At 38.1% G+C, this 21565-nt stretch carries 18 protein-coding genes and 1 riboswitch; of the genes, 10 read left to right on the top strand and 8 right to left on the bottom strand.

Annotated elements, in window-relative coordinates:
* Entirely contained in the window at positions 1 to 183 is a 183-nt protein-coding gene (locus BN986_RS03195) for an SE1832 family protein (RefSeq protein WP_040978186.1), read from the top strand.
* Positions 184 to 236: 53 nt separating this feature from the next.
* Here BN986_RS03195 and BN986_RS03190 read toward each other — a convergent pair whose 3' ends face one another.
* On the bottom strand, positions 237 to 2063 hold the full coding sequence (locus BN986_RS03190) for a cation:proton antiporter (protein WP_052400606.1): 1827 nt from the start codon (positions 2061 to 2063) through the stop codon (positions 237 to 239).
* Positions 2064 to 2332: 269 nt separating this feature from the next.
* Positions 2333 to 2458, bottom strand: a complete 126-nt coding sequence (locus BN986_RS27850) for a hypothetical protein (protein WP_262362439.1) — start codon at positions 2456 to 2458, stop codon at positions 2333 to 2335.
* A 16-nt stretch (positions 2459 to 2474) separates the two neighbouring features.
* Here BN986_RS27850 and recQ point away from each other — a divergent pair, with 16 nt between their 5' ends.
* Complete coding sequence (recQ, locus tag BN986_RS03185; RefSeq protein WP_040978185.1) at positions 2475 to 4643, top strand: DNA helicase RecQ; 2169 nt, start codon at positions 2475 to 2477, stop codon at positions 4641 to 4643.
* A gap of 84 nt (positions 4644 to 4727) precedes the next feature.
* On the opposite strand, the gene BN986_RS03180 is transcribed toward recQ, so the two are convergent.
* Positions 4728 to 5966, bottom strand: a complete 1239-nt coding sequence (locus BN986_RS03180; protein ID WP_040978184.1) for an aminopeptidase — start codon at positions 5964 to 5966, stop codon at positions 4728 to 4730.
* A gap of 225 nt (positions 5967 to 6191) precedes the next feature.
* Here BN986_RS03180 and BN986_RS03175 point away from each other — a divergent pair, with 225 nt between their 5' ends.
* The 3 genes from BN986_RS03175 to BN986_RS03165 all read left to right on the top strand — a co-directional run bounded on the left by BN986_RS03175 (position 6192) and on the right by BN986_RS03165 (position 8677).
* Positions 6192 to 6524, top strand: a complete 333-nt coding sequence (locus BN986_RS03175; RefSeq protein WP_040978183.1) for a winged helix-turn-helix transcriptional regulator — start codon at positions 6192 to 6194, stop codon at positions 6522 to 6524.
* A 199-nt stretch (positions 6525 to 6723) separates the two neighbouring features.
* Positions 6724 to 7206 carry a PH domain-containing protein gene (locus BN986_RS03170; RefSeq protein ID WP_040978182.1) on the top strand — a complete coding sequence of 161 codons (483 nt, stop codon included), beginning with the start codon at positions 6724 to 6726 and terminating at the stop codon, positions 7204 to 7206.
* Positions 7199 to 8677 carry a PH domain-containing protein gene (locus BN986_RS03165; protein ID WP_040978181.1) on the top strand — a complete coding sequence of 493 codons (1479 nt, stop codon included), beginning with the start codon at positions 7199 to 7201 and terminating at the stop codon, positions 8675 to 8677. Before BN986_RS03170 ends, BN986_RS03165 begins: the two co-directional genes overlap by 8 nt.
* A gap of 183 nt (positions 8678 to 8860) precedes the next feature.
* Here the strand turns inward: BN986_RS03165 and BN986_RS03160 are convergent, their stop codons facing one another.
* The 3 genes from BN986_RS03160 to megL all read right to left on the bottom strand — a co-directional run bounded on the left by BN986_RS03160 (position 8861) and on the right by megL (position 12572).
* Positions 8861 to 9376, bottom strand: coding sequence for an acyl-CoA thioesterase (locus BN986_RS03160; RefSeq protein ID WP_040978180.1), 516 nt, complete (start codon positions 9374 to 9376; stop codon positions 8861 to 8863).
* Positions 9377 to 9421: 45 nt separating this feature from the next.
* Entirely contained in the window at positions 9422 to 10861 is a 1440-nt protein-coding gene (gene cls / locus BN986_RS03155; protein ID WP_040978179.1) for a cardiolipin synthase, read from the bottom strand.
* A 523-nt stretch (positions 10862 to 11384) separates the two neighbouring features.
* Entirely contained in the window at positions 11385 to 12572 is a 1188-nt protein-coding gene (gene megL / locus BN986_RS03150) for a methionine gamma-lyase (RefSeq protein WP_040978178.1), read from the bottom strand.
* A gap of 382 nt (positions 12573 to 12954) precedes the next feature.
* Here megL and rarD point away from each other — a divergent pair, with 382 nt between their 5' ends.
* The 4 genes from rarD (at position 12955) to BN986_RS03130 (ending at position 17836) form a co-directional block, all read left to right on the top strand.
* Positions 12955 to 13875 (top strand): EamA family transporter RarD, encoded by a 921-nt coding sequence (gene rarD / locus BN986_RS03145; protein ID WP_040978177.1) that lies wholly within the window; start codon positions 12955 to 12957, stop codon positions 13873 to 13875.
* A gap of 82 nt (positions 13876 to 13957) precedes the next feature.
* Positions 13958 to 14056, top strand: a riboswitch (SAM riboswitch).
* Between the two features lie 90 nt (positions 14057 to 14146).
* Entirely contained in the window at positions 14147 to 15811 is a 1665-nt protein-coding gene (locus BN986_RS03140; protein WP_040978176.1) for an O-acetylhomoserine aminocarboxypropyltransferase/cysteine synthase family protein, read from the top strand.
* Between the two features lie 447 nt (positions 15812 to 16258).
* On the top strand, positions 16259 to 17158 hold the full coding sequence (locus BN986_RS03135) for an SGNH/GDSL hydrolase family protein (RefSeq protein WP_040978175.1): 900 nt from the start codon (positions 16259 to 16261) through the stop codon (positions 17156 to 17158).
* A gap of 18 nt (positions 17159 to 17176) precedes the next feature.
* Positions 17177 to 17836, top strand: coding sequence for a YpmS family protein (locus tag BN986_RS03130; protein WP_040978174.1), 660 nt, complete (start codon positions 17177 to 17179; stop codon positions 17834 to 17836).
* Positions 17837 to 18247: 411 nt separating this feature from the next.
* On the opposite strand, the gene BN986_RS03125 is transcribed toward BN986_RS03130, so the two are convergent.
* Both BN986_RS03125 and BN986_RS27295 read right to left on the bottom strand, forming a co-directional pair.
* The gene (locus tag BN986_RS03125; protein WP_040978173.1) at positions 18248 to 18835 is read right to left on the bottom strand and encodes a hypothetical protein; all 588 of its coding nucleotides are present in this window, start codon (positions 18833 to 18835) and stop codon (positions 18248 to 18250) included.
* A gap of 390 nt (positions 18836 to 19225) precedes the next feature.
* The gene (locus tag BN986_RS27295) at positions 19226 to 19390 is read right to left on the bottom strand and encodes a hypothetical protein (protein WP_187378514.1); all 165 of its coding nucleotides are present in this window, start codon (positions 19388 to 19390) and stop codon (positions 19226 to 19228) included.
* Positions 19391 to 19781: 391 nt separating this feature from the next.
* Here BN986_RS27295 and BN986_RS03120 point away from each other — a divergent pair, with 391 nt between their 5' ends.
* Positions 19782 to 21407: an ABC-F family ATP-binding cassette domain-containing protein gene (locus BN986_RS03120; RefSeq protein ID WP_040978172.1), complete on the top strand. Its 1626-nt coding sequence runs from the start codon at positions 19782 to 19784 to the stop codon at positions 21405 to 21407.
* Positions 21408 to 21565: the final 158 nt, after the last annotated feature.

Here is a 21565-nt window from a genome sequence, read left to right as displayed (position 1 = left end):
TTGGCAACAAAAACAGAACTGGAACAGAAATTAGATGAATTAAAGTCTGATTACACCCGTATTCAAGGAGATTTAGACAAACTCGAGTTCGTTAAAGGGCGTGTCTCCTCTGCTGAAGAGCAGTTGATCCGTTTAGAAAGAGAAATTGCCGAGGTAAGAAAAGAACTGGAACAATATAATTAATCATAAAAACTGGCTCGCATTTGATGATGCTGAGCCAGTTTTTTATAATTATACTATTGTCCAGAATTCCCTTCCTCTGCTTCTTTACCTTTCGTTAAACTAACAATTTTATCTCCAGATGCGGGTACTGTACGCATTTCTTCAGAGAAAAACTTCAGCTGTCCGGAAGGCTTAATTAAAAATAAATACACTGTTTCCGGGTCCTTTGATTCTTTATAGTTTTTAAAGGTAAATTTATCCGTGAGTGTTGTCTGCCTGACCGTAAAGCCATTCTCCACTTTCTCAATCAGATCCTCTAAGGAGAACTTTTTATTAAATAAAATACGGCCACCTACCTGTGAAACGATACCTGTTGAATATCCATTATCCTTAAATGTGGTATATGGACTAACTTTAAATACGTTAGTTCTTCCGTATTCAGGAAGAAATGTTGTACAGAGTAATGAGTTATAGGACTTATCATGCGTCAGCGTTAATAAATACTCATATGGGATCGTATCAAGATGATGCTCCGTCTGTTCCGACAGCATACTTCCATGATAAAATTCCAACCCTTCTTTTCTTGCCAATGAGAGATTTTCCCACGAAGAGTCGACAAGAATAGACGGGTAATTCGCCTCTTTTAATGTTTTTGCTAATTGAATGGTAAATGGATTACTACCGACGATAAGTGCTCCTGGATTTCCTTTATTAGACAGGTTCAGTTTTTTAGATAGCCAACCAATAGAAAATCCATGTGCAATAACGGTAAAAATAACCAGCGCAAACGTTAATGCCGTTAAAATAGAGGCATCCTCATAGCCTGCTTCTGTTAACACCCCGGCAAAATAACCAGAAACTGTTAATGCTACAATTCCTCGCGGTGCAATCCAGCCAATCAGCACTTTTTCATTGAGACTAAGTCCTGTTCCAATCGTTGATAAGAAAATGGATAATGGACGGACAGCAAACATCATCAATAAAACGTACCCAATAATATGAGGATTGAAAATCTGCATTATCGTTGCCACATCAAGGGAAGCTGTCAGCATAATAAAAATAGTGGAAATCAACAATACTGAAATATTTTCCTTGAAGTGACGCATATCCGATACAGAACTAATCCCCATATTTGCCAAGGTAATCCCCATCGCTGTTACAGATAAAAGACCTGTCTCGTGCATAATGACATCTGCAATTGTAAAACAGAATAAGACAACCACAACAACTGTCGGAGATTTCAGGAATTCAGGCACATGCCCCATTTCGAACATCCAGCCAAGTCCGCGCCCTAATATCCAGCCTAAAAAGACAGCAAATAGGGAGCCTGCAAAGAATAATAGAATCTGACTTGCTTCTGGATTAGATGCGGTAATAAATGTAATGATTTCAAAAGCAAAAACAGCAAGTAATGCTCCTATTGGATCAACAATAATGCCTTCCCATTTCAAAACCTTTGCTGGACGTGCTTTTAACTTCGCCTGACGTAAAAGCGGCATAATCACTGTCGGGCCGGTCACTACAAATAAACCGCCAATCACAAAGGCGACTGCCCAGGATAATCCAGCAATATAATGAGCGGTTAATGATCCTAAAATCCAGGCAATAAATGCACCTACTGTAGAAATACGGAAGACAGGCTTTCCAATTCCACGCAGTTCTTTAAAGCTTAAGTTTAAACTTCCTTCAAATAATATAATTGCTACAGCAACAGAGATAAGTGGACTATACAAGTCCCCAAAATCCTGTTCTGGGTTAATTAATCCGAAAACAGGACCAATAATTAGTCCAGTAGCCGCCATCACAACGATAGCCGGCATACGAAAGCGCCAGGCAACCCATTGGGAAGCGACACCTAATAAGCCAATCAACATTAATTCAAATAGTAAAGAAGGAACCATATATCCTCCTCCTTTTCAAAAAAGATATAGCATATTTTAAAGATGTAACAGGGAAATGTAAATTCATATGACGTTGTCCAGTGAAAATTTAACATTCCTCTATGGTATATTTGCTCTTTGACAGCATTTACAGCTATGGTTTCCCCTTTTTCCTTACTTTACTTTCCGGATGAAACGTTCTAGGATAGAAGGTATAATAATAATGTCATCATTCTGCGTATATATATTCAAAATAATTCACTCAAGCTATTCTTTTATATATCAGCAATTCATGCTACAGCAGTTTTAATGGGGCGAGTAATCGCAATGGTTTTCGGTGGGGCGAGCAATGGCAGCCCCAGTCCCAGCCCCAGCGGTATGATGGAGCGTATATTCGCCTCCTCAACCAACCTCAATAAGGGAGATTTATCTATGGAAAAGCATTTAAATATTTTACAGAATTACTTTGGTTACTCCAGTTTCCGGCCTGGACAAGCTGAAGTTATTGATACGATTGACCAAGGTAACAACGTGCTTGCTGTGATGCCGACGGGCGGCGGAAAATCACTCTGTTACCAGGTACCAGGGCTTGCGATGAATGGGACGGCAATTATCATTTCTCCACTCATTTCGCTGATGAAGGACCAAGTCGACGGTCTACATGCTTTGGGCGCAGCAGCAACCTATATTAACAGCTCTATTTCTGCTGGTGAACAGCATCAGCGTTTAATGGCAATGCAGCAAAATCGATATCAATTTGTTTATGTTGCTCCAGAGCGTTTTGAATCTGGATCATTTATTCATGCCCTGCAAAATACGAATATTTCCCTGATTGCCTTTGACGAAGCACATTGTATTTCTCAATGGGGACATGATTTTCGTCCAAGCTACCGTTCCATCGTCCCTATTCTTCAGGAGATTGGCGGCAATCCAATTATTATGGGACTTACGGCTACCGCTACACCTGAAGTGATTGAAGATATTCAAACTCTTTTACATATTGCTCCTGAAAACACGGTGCATACTGGCTTTGAGAGGAAAAATCTTTCCTTTTTTATCGAAAAAGGAGTAAATAAAATAGACTACATTTTTTCTTATTTAAAAAAACATCAGGGAGAAGTTGGCATTATTTATGCAGCTACGAGAAAACAGGTCGAACATGTCTATGATGTCCTAAAAGAGAAAGGTTATGCTGTTTCCAAATACCATGGCGGATTATCTGAACAAGAACGGCAAACTGCACAAACGGCATTTATTTTTGACCAGACAGAGTTAATGGTGGCCACTACGGCATTCGGAATGGGAATTGATAAATCCAATGTCCGCTTTATTATCCACTATGCTATCCCGATGAACATGGAATCGTATTATCAGGAAGCTGGAAGAGCTGGACGTGATGGCGAGTCGAGCAATTGTGTGTTGCTATTTTCTCCTCAAGATATTCATACTCAAAAATTTCTAATTGAGAAATCAGATTTGGATGAAGAGGGAATGCAGCGGGAATATCAAAAGTTGAATAAAATGGTGAACTATTGCCGTACACAGAACTGCTTAAACAGTTATATTTTAAACTACTTTCAGATGGGTTCTGTTTCCGCTTCTGTTTCCTGCGGACGCTGCAGCAATTGCCTGAAGCAGGGAGAATTAGAGGATATTACGGAAGAAGCGCAAATGATTTTATCCTGTGTGAAGCGCATGCGTGAACGCTTTGGCACGTCTATGACCGCGAAAGTATTAAAAGGCTCGAAGGATAAAAAGCTGATTCAGTTTGGCTTATCAAAACTATCTACTTACGGTATTTTATCCAAATATACGGAGAAAGAAATTACAGAGCGAATTCATTTTCTCCTTGCTGAAGAATGTTTATCCGCAGAGGAAGGACAATTCCCTACCTTAAAATTAAACCGAAAATCAATGGACATTCTGACTGGAAAAGAAAACGTAACGATGTTTATTCAGGATGTCCCTCGTGTGGAAGAAACAGATTATAGTACAGATCTGTTTGAAACACTGCGTCAATTAAGAAGAACCATGTCTCAAGAGCTGGATTTGCCGCCTTATGTGCTATTTTCAGATATGACACTAAAAGAAATGGCTCGTTATCTGCCGGAAGATAAAGACGAATTCTTACGGTTAAAAGGGGTAGGACAAAAGAAATATGACCTATACGGAGAGGCTTTTCTGGAAGCTATCGCGAATTGGAAAGCAGAAAATCCCGATTACAAAGCACCTACAGCAATTCATTATCAAAAATCGGCAAAAGGGAAAGATGCGGATGACCGGCCATCTTATCAAATATCGTATGACCTCCTGCAAAAAGGAAAAACCATCCGGGAAATTGCGTCTATCCGGGATTTGAAAGAACAGACCATCGAATCACATATTTTTCAAGCTTTTCAAAAAGGGTATACACTGAATTGGAACTTATTCTTTAATACCGAAGAAGAGGGCGAAATTTTATCCAAGCACGAAGAAATCGATCCAACTGGATTGAGGGAGCTGAAAGAGGCTTTGCCGGAAGATTACACGTATCGGAAAATTAAAGCTGTACTTGTAAAGAATGAAAAATTTGCGGTTAAAGAGGGATCATCAGCATATTAATTTAAAGATAGGTACTTGCTCTAAATATTCAAACGGCAACAAGAAGCAGTTGATCTTGTTGCCGTTTTTGCATATGATCTTTCCTTACTTCATATCCAGCGCCCATGTCCCGTTACGGAAAACAGGCTCTGATTTGCCATCTGCAGTAATCCCGTCAATATCCATTTTGTCTGATCCAATCATAAAATCAACATGGACCAGGCTATCGTTCACACCATGCTTGTCTAATTCCTCTAAATCCATCGCTGCTCCGCCTTCCAGATTCGTTGGATAAGCTTTCCCCAGTGCAATATGGCAGGATGCATTTTCATCAAATAATGTGTTGTAGAAAATTAGTCCGGACTGCGAAATTGGAGATTCATCCGGTACCAGCGCAATTTCTCCAAGACGGCGGGCACCTTCATCGGAATCGAGTAAATGCTTTAATACTTCTTCTCCCTGCTCCGCCTGAAAATCAACTACTTTTCCATCCTTAAAAGTTAAGGAGAAGTTATCGATTAAACTTCCGCCATAGTTTAATGGTTTTGTACTGGATACGGTACCATTAATACCGTATTTATGCGGCACGGAAAAAACCTCTTCTGTCGGCATATTCGGATTAAAGGTAACACCTGTTTCCGCTTTTGCCGAACCGCCTTTCCAAATATGTCCTTCTGGTAATTCCATTTCTAAGTCTGTACCCGGAGCTTTAAAAATCAACTTTTGATAGCTTTTCTTATTTAAAACCTTTCTGGCTGTTCTCAATGTTTCATTATGTTCATCCCATGCTGCAACTGGATCATCCTGATCAACTCGGACAATTTTCAAAATCTCCTCCCATAGGCTGGCAACAGCGTCTTCTGCTGACTGATCCGGAAAGATTTTCTTCGCCCAATCCTTTGAAGGAATGGAAATAATGGTCCAAGGAATACGATCATTCATCGTATATTTACGGAAATTCACCATTGCTTCTGCAGCCGCTTTATTCGCTTTTGCAACACGGGATGGGTCAATATCTTTTAATAAATCCGGGTTTGTGGAACGAATATTTACTACTGCTGCTCCGTCCTCTGCAAAGGTATCATGTAATTTTACTTTCCATTCTGGATAATGTGCAATCACCTCATCTGGTGCATTCTCGTACTTTAACAAGGTAAGCTCATCGTCCACCCAATTAATATGAACATCCTTTGCGCCCATTTCATATGCTTTACGGGCTACAATCCGTGTAAATTCTGCCCCTTCGATTGGTGCATTAATCATAACTGCCTGCCCTTTTTGTAAGTTAACCCCTGTTTTCAATGTTAATTCTGCATATTTTTCCTGTAATTTCGCTTGAACCATAAATATATACCTCCATATTCACAAATTTATTTTCTTTTTTATCATACCCTATTATTATTTCATACTCCTTGCATATTTCCAAAAATATTTTCTAGCTATCCAGCACCATTCCCGCTTTCATTTACTACACTTCTTATTTATGATATCCTATAATTAGATTACTTTTCGTAACTAGTGTTTATATCACGCATTTTAGATACAGGATGGTTCTATGGAGGTGGAACAATGAATCAATTATGTCCACGTTTTGAAAAAGCAATGGGTTTATTAAGTACACGCTGGGTCGGTCTTATTTTATTTGAACTCCTAAAAGGAGCAAAACGTTTTTCAGAAATGGAGGCAGATCTACCTATTAGCGGTCGCTTACTTTCGGATCGTTTAAAATTGTTGGAAAAAGAAGGCATTGTAGAGCGAAATATCTATTCGGAATTTCCAGTTCGTATTGAATATACATTATCAGAAAAAGGAAAAGCACTTGAGCCGGTAATTAAAGATATCCAGCGCTGGGCAGAAGATTATGTCACAGCAGACCATATAACTGATAAAGAGGTGGAGTAAATCCTTTTTCATTTAAAAACAAATACCTCTGATATTATTAAAAATCCAAATGTATGGTAAACCGTTATATATCCTATAAAAGAAAAATGAGCTATGGATATATTTTTGTTTACGGATATATTTGGATTTTCTTAAATCTTTTTATCCTTCCACTGTTTGTTGTATGATAGAACTAGTCTGAAAGCAAGGAGTGAAACACATGCGGGAACAACCTAATGTAAAAATTGCCACGGATGCTATCAAAGCATGGCAGCTCACAGCTCATATCTATGCCTTTATCTTTTTATTGATTACGATTGGAGCTATTGTTGTTTATAATATTTTTGATTTTCTACCAATCTGGATTGTTTTCACCCTGGCCGGGCTTACGATAGTGGAATGGATTATTACCGTATTCATTATTCCCAAATTAAGATGGCGCAGATGGCGTTATCAAGTTTATGATCAAGAGATTTACATACAGCATGGGATACTTATCGTAACGCGGACCATCGTACCGATGATTCGTGTTCAGCATGTGGATACACAGCAAGGTCCGATCTTAAAAAAATATAAGCTGGCCACCCTGGAAATATCAACTGCAGCAACTACCCACCAGATACCTGCTTTATTAGAAGAGGAAGCATCCGATTTACGGGATCAAATCTCTGAATTAGCGAGGGTGGAACAAGATGATGTCTAATCCGAAACGCCTGCATCCCGCTGCTATTCTATTTGATATTATCCAATCTCTGAAACAATCCATTCTTGGTATTTTACCGATCGCTATTGTTATCATCAGTAATGGCGCTTCGTTTTATCTGATGATCGGCATCGCCGTTATCATTGGGTTAATTATTTTATCCAGCGTTTTATCATGGGTCCGTTTCACCTATCAGCTGGAGGAAGATCAATTACGCATTGAGCGGGGCATTATCATTCGTAAAAAACGTACGATATCCAAGCATCGCATTCAGTCGATCGATTTATCACAAAATGTTATTCACCGGATTTTCGGTTTAACTAAAGTCGCCATTGAAACAGCTGGAAATGACTCCTCTACAGATGCTGCATTATCTGCTGTCCGTATGGAAGACGGCAGGATGCTCCATGATGAATTAAAGTATAAAAAACATGTATCAGAAACAGAAGCTCTGGAAGCAGAAAAAGAAACAAACACCGAACAGACAGAACCGGATGAATCCAATCTTCCGAAGAGAACCATTACACTCAAAGCGTTGTTCATTACCGGTTCCACTTCAGCAAGCTTTGGAATTTTAATCGGACTTTTTGGTGCTGCTTTCTCTCAGGTGGAATCATTAATTCCTGATCAGTTTTATAATGATGTTACACGCTGGGCTTTGTCACTTGGCATGCAGATTATGATTATTTTTGCAATCATTGTCGTTTTATTTTTATGGTTATTAAGTATTCTATATACTGTGGTGAAAGATTGGAATTTCACCATTACACGTTATGAAAAAGAATTGTTTATTACAAGAGGTTTATTGGAGAAAAAACAAACAACGATTCCATTGGAAAGAATACAAGCGGTCGGAATAAAAGAGTCTCCTATCCATCAGTTATTCGGTTTTGCAAGGCCTTATGTAGAGATTGCTAGTGGAACCACAAATAACAGTCAGGAAGTAAATACGATTATTTTCCCACTGCTGCGAAAAAAAGAATTTGCATCTTTTTTGAGTGAATTTTTACCAGAATATCACTACAGTACAGAGAATCTGATTCATCCACCAAAAAAAGCATTGCCTTATTACTTATGGCGTTCCATGAATATTCCATTACTAGCTGTTATTATTGCAGGGATCTTCTTTTCATCCTATATTTGGATACCTGTTATTATCATGTTTGTGATTGGAATTTTAGGCTTTGCCGCGTTCAAATCAGCCTGCTATGCGATTGATGATCAGCAGATAACTGTTCAGGCAAGAATGCTTAGCAAAGATACCGCATTTATCCAGCATCGCAGGCTCCAAGCATTAAAACAAAAGCAGCATTTGCTTCATCGAAAGCAGTCTCTTGCTACGTTGGATATGGCTATTTTAAATAAGAGTACTGGACGTCATTTTGTAATCAAAGAGCTGGATACAGCGGATAGTTATGTCATTGCCGATTGGTACTCCTATCGAGAGGATTCTTCATCTTCCAATACATGAGCTGAAAAACGGTTAAAAACGATGCAGTCGTTTTTAACCGTTTTTCAAACTAGCTACCTTTATCGCAGTGTAACTGGCTGGGACTGGGGCTGCGATTACTCGCCCCATCGCAAGCCATTGCGATTACCCGTCCCATCGTAAAGAGCTGTGCGTCAAAAAAACCCCACTGAAGGAAGTTTCACTTTATTTTTCGGTCCGATAAACGGTTCCAAAGGTTTCCGCAAGCTGCTTAGACTGCTTTCTCCGTTCCGCACGGCGATTGGCACGAAGCGGTGCACTTTCATGCAGCATTTTTTCGTCGTCTGTTTCCGGATAAACAGGAGGTACTTCCACTGGTTTCCCATTTTCATCGATCGCCACAAACGTCATAAATGCTGTGGTACAAGGGGTTCTTGTCCCTGTTTGGATATCTTCCGTAATTGCTCGGATGAATACTTCCATCGACGTATGATGGGTCCAAGTCACAAAGGCCTCTAATGAAATATATTGCCCCCCTTTTACTGGAGCTAAAAAATCTACGGAGTCTGTAGATGCTGTAACCACTGGGTTCTTTGCATGCTTCACTGCAGCAATCGCGGCAATATCATCCAAATGCGCCATTAATTTTCCACCGAATAAGGTTCCATAATGATTGGTATCTGGCGGGAGTACATGTGTTGTTTTTAAAGCTAGTGATGCGGAACAAGGTTTTGCATTCATTTCTAATCCTCCTGGCTATGTTTTAATTACATTTAGAATGTTAATCTATAAAACCGGTGAAATTAAACGTGAGACGGATTCCTTTAAACGAATTCCGATAGAACGTTTATCGTACAACTTCTTCGTCATTTGTGTTGAATGTACTAAATCATTGTCAAATTCTTTGATTAATCGTTTAACAACATCTATATCATATAAGAACGCATTGACCTCAAAGTTAAGGCGGAAGCTTCTTACATCAATATTTGCCGTGCCGACAGAAGCTATTCTTCCGTCAACAACAATTGTTTTGGCGTGTAAAAATCCATTCTGGTAAATAAAAATCTCTGCCCCAGCACCAAGCAGATCTCCACAATAATACATGGTCGCCCAATAAACAAAAGGATGATCGGGCTTATTGGGTATCATAATTTTTACGTCTACTCCGGATAATACGGCAATACGTAATGCATCACGCAAGCTTTCATCTGGTATAAAATAGGGTGTCTGAATATAGATATACTCTTCTGCTTCCATAATCATTTTAATATATCCATTTTTGATTTGCTCATACTCCGAATCTGGACCGCTGGATACAATTTGCATCCCTATATTCCCTCCAGCGATGGTTTGAAAATGTTCCTCTTCATAGGGAATCTTCATCTTAGAAGCTTGATTCCAATCTAGTACAAAGCGTGTTTGCATACTTTGCACAGCATTCCCGATTACCCTCAGGTGCGTATCACGCCAATAACCAAATTTACTTTTCATTCCTAAGTATTCATCACCTACATTAAAACCGCCAATGTAGCCGATTTCTCCATCAATAATGGTTAACTTTCGATGGTTTCGGTAATTGATTTTAAAATTAATGATAAATTTTGATGGAAAAAATGCTTCTACAAGCACCCCTGCTTCCTTTAGCTTTTTTATGTAACTTCTCTTCAAAGATCTGGACCCCATATCATCATATAAGAGCCTGACACATACGCCTTCTTTCGCTTTTCTTATTAACGCATTTGCAAGTCTGGTTCCTAACCCATCGCTCCGCATAATATAATACTGCACATGAATATGATGCTTCGCCCGGCTTATATCTTCTAAAAGCGCCTCAAATTTCTCATGGCCATCTGTATAAATATCTACTCCATTATTATCTGTAAATATCGCATCATCATTACGGAGATGGAGATAGACCAGATCCTGATGTTTTTTTAATTCCTCATGATTTAATTGGAACGTATCCTCCTCTATGGCGTGAATCTGTTTTTGTACCGTCGTCTTCACATCCATCCTGCTCCGCTGATCCCATTTGAATATACGGCGATTACTGATAGGGCGTCCAAAAATTAAATAAAGAATAAATCCTAGAACGGGTATAAACAATAAGACCATTACCCATGCCCATGAAGAGGTTGGATCCTTCCTCTCCAAAAAAATAATGGATATAGCCAATGCAATATTTATAACAAAAATTAATCCGATAACTATTGAGTAAACGCCCATATATCCTACTCCTATCACTTCTTCTCTAAATTAGAAAAACGCAGGGCTCTGCTCGTCCTTTTCTGGCATAAGGATATGCTGTCTTCAACGTTCCCACAGGACAGGAGAACTTAATCGAAGTTTCTTAAATCGATCGTTTTTCTTATGCTTTCTAATGTGCAAATAAGGGTTCTGCTTTCATCATAGCATATAATGGAACTTCATTCAGTGAAGACCACTGCTTTTCTTCTGCTTCATTGGACTAGAGCCCAAGACACATTCCTCACTCACCCACAGGGTCAGCTCAACCAAATAAAGATGTTATTATCCGTCGCCTCCCACCTGAACAGAATCATTCGTCTTCTTGTTCTGTTCTGGCGGGAGCATAATGGGAAAACGCACGGTTGGAATAGCCTTCTGTTACTATTCCATAAAACGAAACTTCACTCAGTGGGAGTTTTTCGACGCACAACTCTTTACGATGAGGCGAGTAATCGCAGTCCCACCCCCAAGCACGGCCAGTTACTTTGCGATAAATAATAAATTAGTTAAAATGCGTTAAAGCCTGATCCAAATCCTCCCAAAGATCCTGCCATGCCTCTATTCCAACAGATAACCGTATCAAAGCATCTGTTATTCCCATTTTCTGGCGTTGTTCAACAGGGATCACGGAATGCGTCATTGTAGCTGGATGCTGAATCAACGTTTCTGTATCCCCAAGACTGACAGCAATCTTAATAAACTGCAGTTTATTAAGAAAAGCCTGCACTTCTTCTTTTCCACCATCTATCTCAAAAGATAGCGTCCCTCCTCCGGATTTCATTTGTTTTTTCGTAATCGAATATCCTTCCGCATCTGGATCGCCCGGATAAAAAACATGCTTAACCTTTGGATGTTGTTTTAGTTTTTCTGTAATCTGTAATGCATTTTCCGAATGTCTATCCATTCGGAGTGGTAATGTCTTCAATCCACGAATAACCAGCCAGGCATCGAATGGAGATAGAACTCCACCTATATCTTTCTGCGTGGTTACTGCGATTTGCTCCATCAATTCTTTTTTCCCCACTGCGAGACCTGCAATCACATCGCCATGCCCGCTTAAATATTTTGTAGCACTATGCACCACAACATCTGCTCCCAGTTCCAGAGGACGTTGTAAATACGGTGTTGAAAATGTATTATCCACTACAACTAAAATATCATGCTTCTTAGCAATGCTAATAACCAACTCCAAATCAATGACTTCCATGGTTGGGTTAATTGGGGTTTCAATATAAAATACCTTTGTTTCGGGTCTGATTTTTTCTTCTATTTTTTTAGCTTCCGTCATAGCTACATAGTCTGTTTGGATATTATATTTTTCATCCATCATAGACAATAATCCAAAGGTACAGCCATATAATCCAGACGAGCAAATAATATGATCATTTGCTTTGGTGAGTGCAATTAACACTGCCGATATTGCAGCCATTCCCGAAGCAAATGCCAGTCCTTTTTCTCCCTTTTCCAATGCTGCAAGCTTTTTCTCTAAAATTTGCACGGTAGGGTTGCTGACCCGGGAATAGACATGCCCTTCCTCCTCCCCCGCAAAACGAGCCGCTCCCTGCTCAGCTGTATCAAAGGTAAATGTAGATGTTTGAAAGAGCGGTGGTGTTAAACTGCCGAGCAGCTCCTTGGAATCATACCCTTCATGAATCATTGCTGTCTCCATATGTTTAAACTTTTTGCTCATTTATATTCTCCCCTATCTCGATTTGAATAACTTGCATTCGCTCACCCTTAAACGAATCGGTAGTTTTTCTTATGTTTTCCAATCGTGTAAAGTGAACTTTAGCCTTCGTTAACCAGAAAAGGTAACGTCTATTCCCCACCCCTATTAGTATATTCCTCTATACCCAATCAGGAAAATTACAGACACTTCTTTTTTGATAAAATGAAAAATTCTGTTGAGTCTCTCCCTTTATGATAAAGTATTCCTGTGCTGTTGGAAATGTTTCCGGTTAAGAAATTTGTCTTAAATGTTGGGATACTTTATTCCAAAAGCTATTGCTTCCTACTTCATAAAGTTTTAATATTAATTTTAGTTTGATTTTTTTAGAAAGTAGGAATACAAGATGGAAAATAAATCTTTACAACAAGGGGCTGTTATTACCTTTGTTGCTTATTTATTATGGGGGATTTTCCCTATATATTGGAAGCTCCTTGAACATGTTCCAGCTGGGGAGGTCCTTGCTCACCGCATTGTCTGGAGCTTAGTATTTATGATTTTTTTAGTGCTGGTTACAGGAAATTGGCGGCATTTCATGGAAACAGTTCATATACTGAAAAAAGATAGAAAGAAAACAATCGCTATCATTACCGCTTCTATTGTTATAACGATCAACTGGTTTTTATTTATTTTTTCAGTACAGCATGGACATGTCTTGCAGGCCAGTTTAGGGTACTATATTAATCCGTTAATCAGCATTTTATTAGCAGTCTTTGTATTGAAAGAAAAGACAACGAAAGGACAGGTTTTATCTTTTATCCTTGCAGGTATTGGTGTACTTTATTTAACGTTAAGTTATGGTGTATTTCCTTGGATTTCTCTTTTATTAGCGCTTAGCTTTGGCTTTTATGGACTTATTAAAAAAACAGTGAACCTGCATGCAATGTATGGACTTACCATTGAAACTCTCGTAATTGCACCCGTTGCTCTATTATATTTAATAGTTATCCCATCGGAAGGATCTTTTACTTTTTCTCCGTTATTCGGAGCGGATAATCTTTTACTTATCGGCGCTGGTATTGTTACTGCCGTTCCCCTGCTGTTATTTGCTGCAGGAGCCAAACGCATTCCTCTAGCAATGGTTGGGTTCTTACAATATATTGCACCAACAATTATGTTCTTCTTAGGCGTATTTTTATATAATGAGGCTTTTACAATACACCATATGATTACATTCGCTTTGATTTGGTTAGCTCTTATTATTTATATGGCTAGTATATATAGAGATGCACCGCGGGGGAGAAAAAAGGAAAACGCAGACATATAACAGTATAATCCATAGTAAAACACTTGACTTTTAATCTCTATAACTATATACTCTCAAGTAATTTCAAAATATTTAGCAGAATCTCTTATTAAGAGTGGTGGAGGGAATAGGCCCTGCGAAACCCGGCAACCTGAAAAATCAGGTGCTACATCCTACAGCAACATTGTCTGAAAGATAAGAGAGAGTTCTAAAGTCAGTCATAAGAGCTCTCTTCTTTTAAGAAGTGGGCTTTTTTTTGGGAAAAGCGTTTTAAAAAAAGGGAGGAAATAAAATGTCAAGTTATCCAGCACAGCAAGATGAGACGATTTTATTACACGGAGGCCAGGTTCCGGATCCGGCAACAGGAGCACGGGCGGTTCCTATCTATCAAACTACCTCTTATGTTTTTCGGGACACAGAACATGCGCAGAACTTATTTGGTTTAGCAGAACCAGGAAACATTTATACACGAATTATGAATCCAACTGTCGATACGCTGGAGCAGCGGATTGCACAACTGGAAGATGGAGTCGGGGCATTAGGTGTTTCATCTGGGATGGCGGCCATTACTATGGCTATTTTAAATATTACACGCGCTGGTGATGAAATTATCGCAGATAGTAATTTATATGGTGGTACGTATAACTTATTCGCCAACACGCTCCCCCGATATGGAATTGACGTAAAATTTGTAGACGGCACGGATCCAAAAGCGATTGAATCTGCAATTACAGATAAAACCAAAGCAATCTTTGGCGAAATCATCACAAACCCAAGTCTATATGTCTTTGATGTAGAAACAGTTGCTGACATTGCTCACAATCATAGAATTCCTTTAATTATTGATAATACGTTTGCACCTTATGTTGCCAAACCGTTAACTTGGGGCGCAGATATTGTGATTCATTCTGCTACGAAATGGATTGGCGGACATGGTACTACGATTGGCGGTATCGTTGTTGACAGTGGCAGGTTTGACTGGAACAACGATAAATTCCCTGATTTTATCGAACCGGATGAGAGCTATAATGGCTTAAAGTATGCTGACTTAGGCCCAGCTGCCTTTATTACAAAACTGCGCGTCCAATTACTACGTGATATTGGTCCTGCTTTAAGTCCACAAAGTGCCTTTTTATTACTGCAAGGATTAGAAACCTTACATTTACGTATCAAACAACATAGTGAAAATGCTGAAAAACTGGCTGCTTATCTGGAAAATCATCCTGCTGTAGAATGGATTAACTATCCTGGATTAACATCACATCCATCCCACCAGCTTGCAAAAAAATACTTAAAAGATAGTTTTGGCTCTGTCATTACGTTTGGTATTCAAGGTGGACGTGAAGCAGGACGTACGCTAATTGATAATGTAAAACTCTGGTCTCATGTTGCTAATGTTGGAGACGCAAAATCACTTATTATTCACCCTGCTTCGACAACCCATCAACAATTAACCGATGAGGACTTAGCAAAAAGTGGTACTTCAGAAGAATTGGTGCGGTTATCTGTCGGTTTAGAAGCATTCGATGATATTGTAGCTGATTTGGATCAAGCTATTGATAAAGCAACAGGAAAATCACAGGCTAATCAAAAATCCAGCGAAGAAATAGCTGTACAAAATTTACTTCAATCTCCATTTGACCGTAGTGAAGGTGTCCGTAAAAAACGGATTGTTACTGTCGGCATTGCTGATGAAGATATTGTGCCTTTATATAAATTAGGTTATGAGGTTATTCCAGCAACAAATATAGATGAAATAACGACAGAAATTTTAACAGGAGCTGATGCGATTTGGCTACAGGAAGGAAAGCCGACACCGGAAGAAAATGCAGCTTATCAGGGAACGATTTTATTCACAGAGACAAGCCCTGAGGTAACATCAGAAGTATTTATCCTTTCCAATATCCATCCAGCACAGTATGCTCTTCAATTACGTAGTTCTGGGCATTCGTTGTAAAATAAACTGAAGCTTTCTGCAGGCCAGAATGATTGGGGACGGCCGTCACTGGCGGCCTGATCTCCTGCTTAGAAATAACATGTTTCCTTCATTCCTTGAGGCAGGAAGCTTTCACCCAGTTACAATATAATAAAGGGATACCCGTCTTTTTTCTATAGAACAATTCATGTTTTATTATTAAGAAAGACGGGTACATTTATGTTATAATATAGATTAATTACGTCTTCTAGCTTAAAAATTAGAAGGCGTTTTTCATTTAATTTGTTTATTATTTAACATCCTTGATTAAAATAAGATTATAAACAAAAACATTTATTCTATGAAACTTCACCAGATCAATTTACAAATATACATGTTGCAACTATAATTTCCTTTTGTATCCTTAGGTAATTTTATTTGTTTTAGCATAAACTAGAAGAAAAAGAACACGTAGGTGTGATGATAAAGATGACAAAAAAGAAATGGCTTATTCTTATTAGTTCCATTCTGATTATTACTATTGCGGTTATTGCAATTTTACAGCTGCCCTATTTTCAATTAAGCTCTGAGCAACGAGAAAGAGAGGAAGCATTGAGAGAACAAATTACTCCAGAAGAAACAGAAAATGAGGAAGAAACAGAAGAGGAAAGTGAAGATGTCATGGGCGACGTGGACGAACAAGAAAATAACTCCATAGCTGTCGATGAAGAGTTAGAAAATACATTTCCATTTGCTGCTGGAGAAGATATAAATATCGTGACACTTGGTGATTCATTAACACAAGGCGTAGGAGACGATACAGAGCAGGGAGGCTATGTTGGGATATTAGACAGAACCCTTCAGACCCTTGATGCGAATATCCATTTTAATAATTTTGGAAAACGTGGAAACCGCTCCGATCAGCTACTTAGCCGCTTAGAAGAAGAGCAGGAAATCATTCATGCCATCGAAGAAGCAGATATTATTATCATGACTATTGGTGCAAATGATATTATGCAGGTGTTAAAGGAAAATATTATGGATTTAGATATTGCCTATTTCAATGAAGAACAAACATTATATGAAGAAAGATTAAACGATATATTTGATGAAATCCGTTCTATAAATGGGGATACTTCTATTTATCTATTAGGTGTATTCAACCCTTTTAAAAATTATTTTGAAGACATTCCAGAATTAGATCAAATTATCCTTAACTGGAATGACATTGGAAGAGAAATTGTCAGTCAAAATGAAAACAGCACATTTGTACCAATTGATGATTTATTTGATGACGAGCGCACGGATTTATTCGCGGACGATAATTTCCATCCTAATTATGACGGATATTATTTAATGGCCGAACGTATTTTGGAATATTTTAATTAAGTTGGGATGAAAAATACAATGAGAGTAACGAACAGACGAATAAAAATAAATAATAAATGGAAAGCTGGTTTCCTTGGTCTTCTTATTTTTAATGGGGTGATCTTACTTCTTCTACTTGCACTTATTTTTTGGCCAGTTTCTAATAATGAGTTCCCTCCAAAATCTGCGTTAGACGAGCAGGCAAGTTCTGAGTTTTATATTCAGACCACCAAACAAAATTTAAATAATTTAGTCAATGCATATATTGAAAAATTACTTGAAGGAACAGATCACCATTACCGTATTTTGCTGGAAGATGATGTGCATTTGATGGGAGAACTGCCTGTCTTCTCCTCCACAGTGCCTCTCTCCGTCCGTTTTGAACCGATTGAACAGGCAAATGGCGATCTTATCTTACAGCAAAAATCTATTTCTGTTGGACTTTTAGAATTGCCAAACAAAAAAATCATGGAATATATGGATCGATTTTTGCCAATGCCTGAATGGGTAACCATCGATCCAGACAGTCAAGAGATTTATGTAGCTGTTACAGACATGGATTTACAGGGTAATTTTGCTGTTGCTGTACAGCATATGGATTTAGAAGCAAATAATATTACGATGAAGCTTGTGGTTCCTTATGAAACGCTGGGCATTCAAAATGTCAGTATGGAAGCAATGCAGGACCTATTTCAATAAAACTAAGAAAAATACTTATTTACCGCATTTCACTTGTATATGGGAGTGCTGACTTCAATGTTGTCAGGATAGTGCATCCGCCGCAAGAACGCCGGGAACTTCGCTGGAGTTCCGGAAAAAATCCATCGTTTTATTCATATTTCCTAAGTACAAAAGCGCAGAGCGCCTGTTTAAAAACGTAGAGATTGGAGCGGTGCAACTGAGATAAAGGAAACACGGTGAGGTGACGAACCGATGTTGACTTATCGTAGGGCGCGACGTGAAATCTCCTAGTTTTTGGCGCTCGGAGCTGGACGTGGCTGTTTTACTATAAATAGTTATCCACAAGGCAATAATTCTATAATTTCCTATGCAAGTACAAAAAGCACAGAGCCTCACTCGAAGCTCTGTGCTTTTTTATCACTCAACAATCTAAAAATTGGAAATATAAGATAATGATGGCTGTTCTGTTGGTGATAAAGGGTCTATGTTCATTGTATCCTTATAGGATAGCAGTACTCCTTCATAAACAAGTTTTAAATTGGGAGCACTTCGAATATCTTCCGGTGTTGTAAAATATGGATCCTTTGTTAATGAAAGGCTCGTTACATTTTGTAATATAGTAGCCACAAACTGTGAGCAGAAAAATGCTGTTTGCCGTGTGATTTTTATTTTCATCATGATTCCAAATAGCCCAATAAAATTATAACGGTACTTATCTTTATCTATTTCTATATTTTTAATAAAAGTTTTAATAGATTCATATTCTTTTCCGGTAACTTCCAGCTCATAAATTTCGCACCTGGACTGATTTAAAAAAGGCGAGAAAATATCTTCTTTCACAAAGCCACCGATAAATGGATTATTAGGCTGTTTTCTCCCAAAGCTATAAACTTCTGTTAATTCTCTATCTAAAGCAATAGAAACATGGTTTAAAGGCTCACGGGTATACAGATGAATCAATCGTGACAGATAACTACCTGTATCAGTAAACAGCAAATAAACCGTCTTGCTTTTCATCTACTTGTTCCCCCTCTTTGGACATACCCCTTTTTATTAATATATACAAAAGTTTTTTAATATACAACAGCTGATGAAAAAAATTGGATAAACTATCAAAAGATGCTTGGCAGTGCGGGATTTTTTTGCTACTGAATCAGTCAGGAAATTCAGTGGCTGTTTCCCTCACCAAAATTAACATATTTCTTCCATATTCAATAGAGAAAATCGCAAATATTCCTGCTGTAAACAATTAAATTATTGTAAATTCTTATACCATTTATTTACGTATTCCATTACAAAAGGTTTCATTCTTTGTTTAAAATTGTCAGTTTTCACATGATTCATTTTATTATTTAGACTTCTTTGTATTGCTTTTCATTGACTTTCTATCTACGGTCTACATTTTCTTCATCTGTTTCGATACGCCTTGTACTTTTTCATCGCAAAATAATATTTTTCTTGATCCGCTTCCCTCATTTTTATCAAACAAGTCACTACATATTCTAAGTGTCTTACGCTTATTTGCTGATATGCTGTTTTAAGCTTCATTTGTATATCCATTAATGCTTTCATTGCTTCTTTTTCTTTATAATACTGCCCCGGATTATACTGCTTGTTGCGTCTGTTTTTATTTATTTAGTATATGAGAAAAATTCAAATTTGTATCCGCCAATTTTATAAAGGGGTCACCTGACATCCCCCTCCTTTTCTCAGCTAAATGGAGAAGATAATAACGAAAATAGGGTTGTGTATATTTTTTTCATGAAACCTCCTCTTCACTTGTCTTTATATTACCTGTTTTCTGATTATCCTGTAATAACCTGGAGCCATATTTTCAACTACGCCTTCCGATCTATATAATTATTCATTTTTAACTTAAGATATTTAACCGTCTTATCTTGCATTGTTGCTTCAAATAACGTAAGCTTACCTTGATAATGTTTTTTTGGAGGAAATATATACTATGTTAACTGTAACTAATGTTAGTTTACGATATGGTGATAAGAAGCTTTTTGAAGATGTTAATTTAAAATTCACACCTGGAAATTGTTATGGTGTGATTGGAGCAAATGGTGCCGGGAAATCTACTTTCCTAAAAATTCTTTCTGGTGAAATCGAACCGCAATCCGGTAATGTGTCTCTAACACCAGGACAACGTCTGGCTGTTTTAAAACAGGATCACTATGCTTATGAAGACTATGCTATTTTAGAGACTGTACTTATGGGCCATGAACGTTTATACAACGTCAAGCAAGAAAAAGATGCAATTTATATGAAAGCAGACTTCAGCGAAGAGGATGGCATCCGCGCTGCAGAGCTGGAAGGTGAATTTGCAGAAATGAACGGTTGGGAAGCAGAGTCTGATGCCGCCGTGCTTCTTAAAGGACTTGGCGTAGACGAATCTCTTCATGATTTAAAAATGGCGGAAATCCCTGAAGAACAAAAAGTTAAAGTATTACTTGCGCAAGCCTTGTTCGGTAATCCAGATATTCTTCTTCTTGATGAGCCTACAAACGGATTGGATATTCAAGCAATCCAATGGCTGGAAGAATTTTTAATTCAATTTGAAAATACCGTTATTGTCGTTTCCCACGACCGTCACTTTTTAAATAAAGTATGTACGCAAATTGCAGATGTCGATTATGGAAAAATTCAGCTCTATGTCGGAAATTATGATTTCTGGTATGAGTCCAGTCAGCTTGCTTCTCGTATGGCACAAGAGTCCAACAAGAAAAAAGAAGAAAAAATTAAAGAGTTAAAAGAATTTATTGCCCGTTTTAGTGCGAATGCTTCAAAATCTAAACAGGCAACATCACGGAAAAAAATGCTTGATAATATTACGCTGGACGATATTAAACCATCTTCCAGAAAATATCCGTATATTGCCTTTACACCAGAACGTGAAATTGGAAATGATTTATTACAAGTAAAAGACTTATCTAAAACCGTTAACGGTGTGAAAGTGTTGGATAAAGTTAACTTTACACTAAATCCAAATGATAAAGTAGCACTGGTAGGCAAGGATGATATCGCCAATACTACGTTATTGCAAATTATTGCTGGAGAATTAGAGCCGGATGAAGGTTCTTACAAATGGGGAATAACAACTTCCCAATCCTATTTCCCGAAAGATAATTCCGAGTTCTTTGACGGTGTAAACCTATCCTTAGTGGACTGGTTGCGTCAATACTCTCCTGAGGACGAAACAGAAACATTTCTGCGCGGTTTCTTAGGGAGAATGCTATTTTCCGGAGAAGAAGCGAAGAAAAAAGCAAATGTGCTGTCCGGGGGAGAAAAGGTTCGCTGTATGCTTTCTAAAATGATGCTTTCCGGAGCGAATGTGCTTATTATGGATGAGCCTACCAATCACCTTGACCTTGAATCCATTCAAGCACTAAATAATGGTCTTGTTAAATTCAAAGGATCGATGGTCTTTACGTCACATGACCATGAATTTATCAATAGTATTGCAAATCGTATTATGGAAATCACTCCAAATGGTATTATGGATAAAGAAATGTCTTATGATGAATATGTACAGGATAAAAAACTGCAAAAGCAAGTGAACGAAATGTATACGACAGCGTAAAGTGAAACTTTAGTCAGTGGGGGATTTTCCATCTCCCACTGCACGAAGTTTCGCTTTATTTTTTGTAAACAATGTTTGAGTTTAATAAAAATACTTTCTGATAACAGAATAAGAAAATAGCAGACAGCATTTACGGATAGAATCTATTAATAAACTTC

It is taken from the genome of Oceanobacillus jeddahensis, assembly GCF_000750635.1.
Classification (GTDB): domain Bacteria; phylum Bacillota; class Bacilli; order Bacillales; family Amphibacillaceae; genus Oceanobacillus; species Oceanobacillus jeddahense.
Note: the sequence above shows the minus strand (reverse complement) of the source record. Positions and strands in the feature narration are given on the sequence as shown.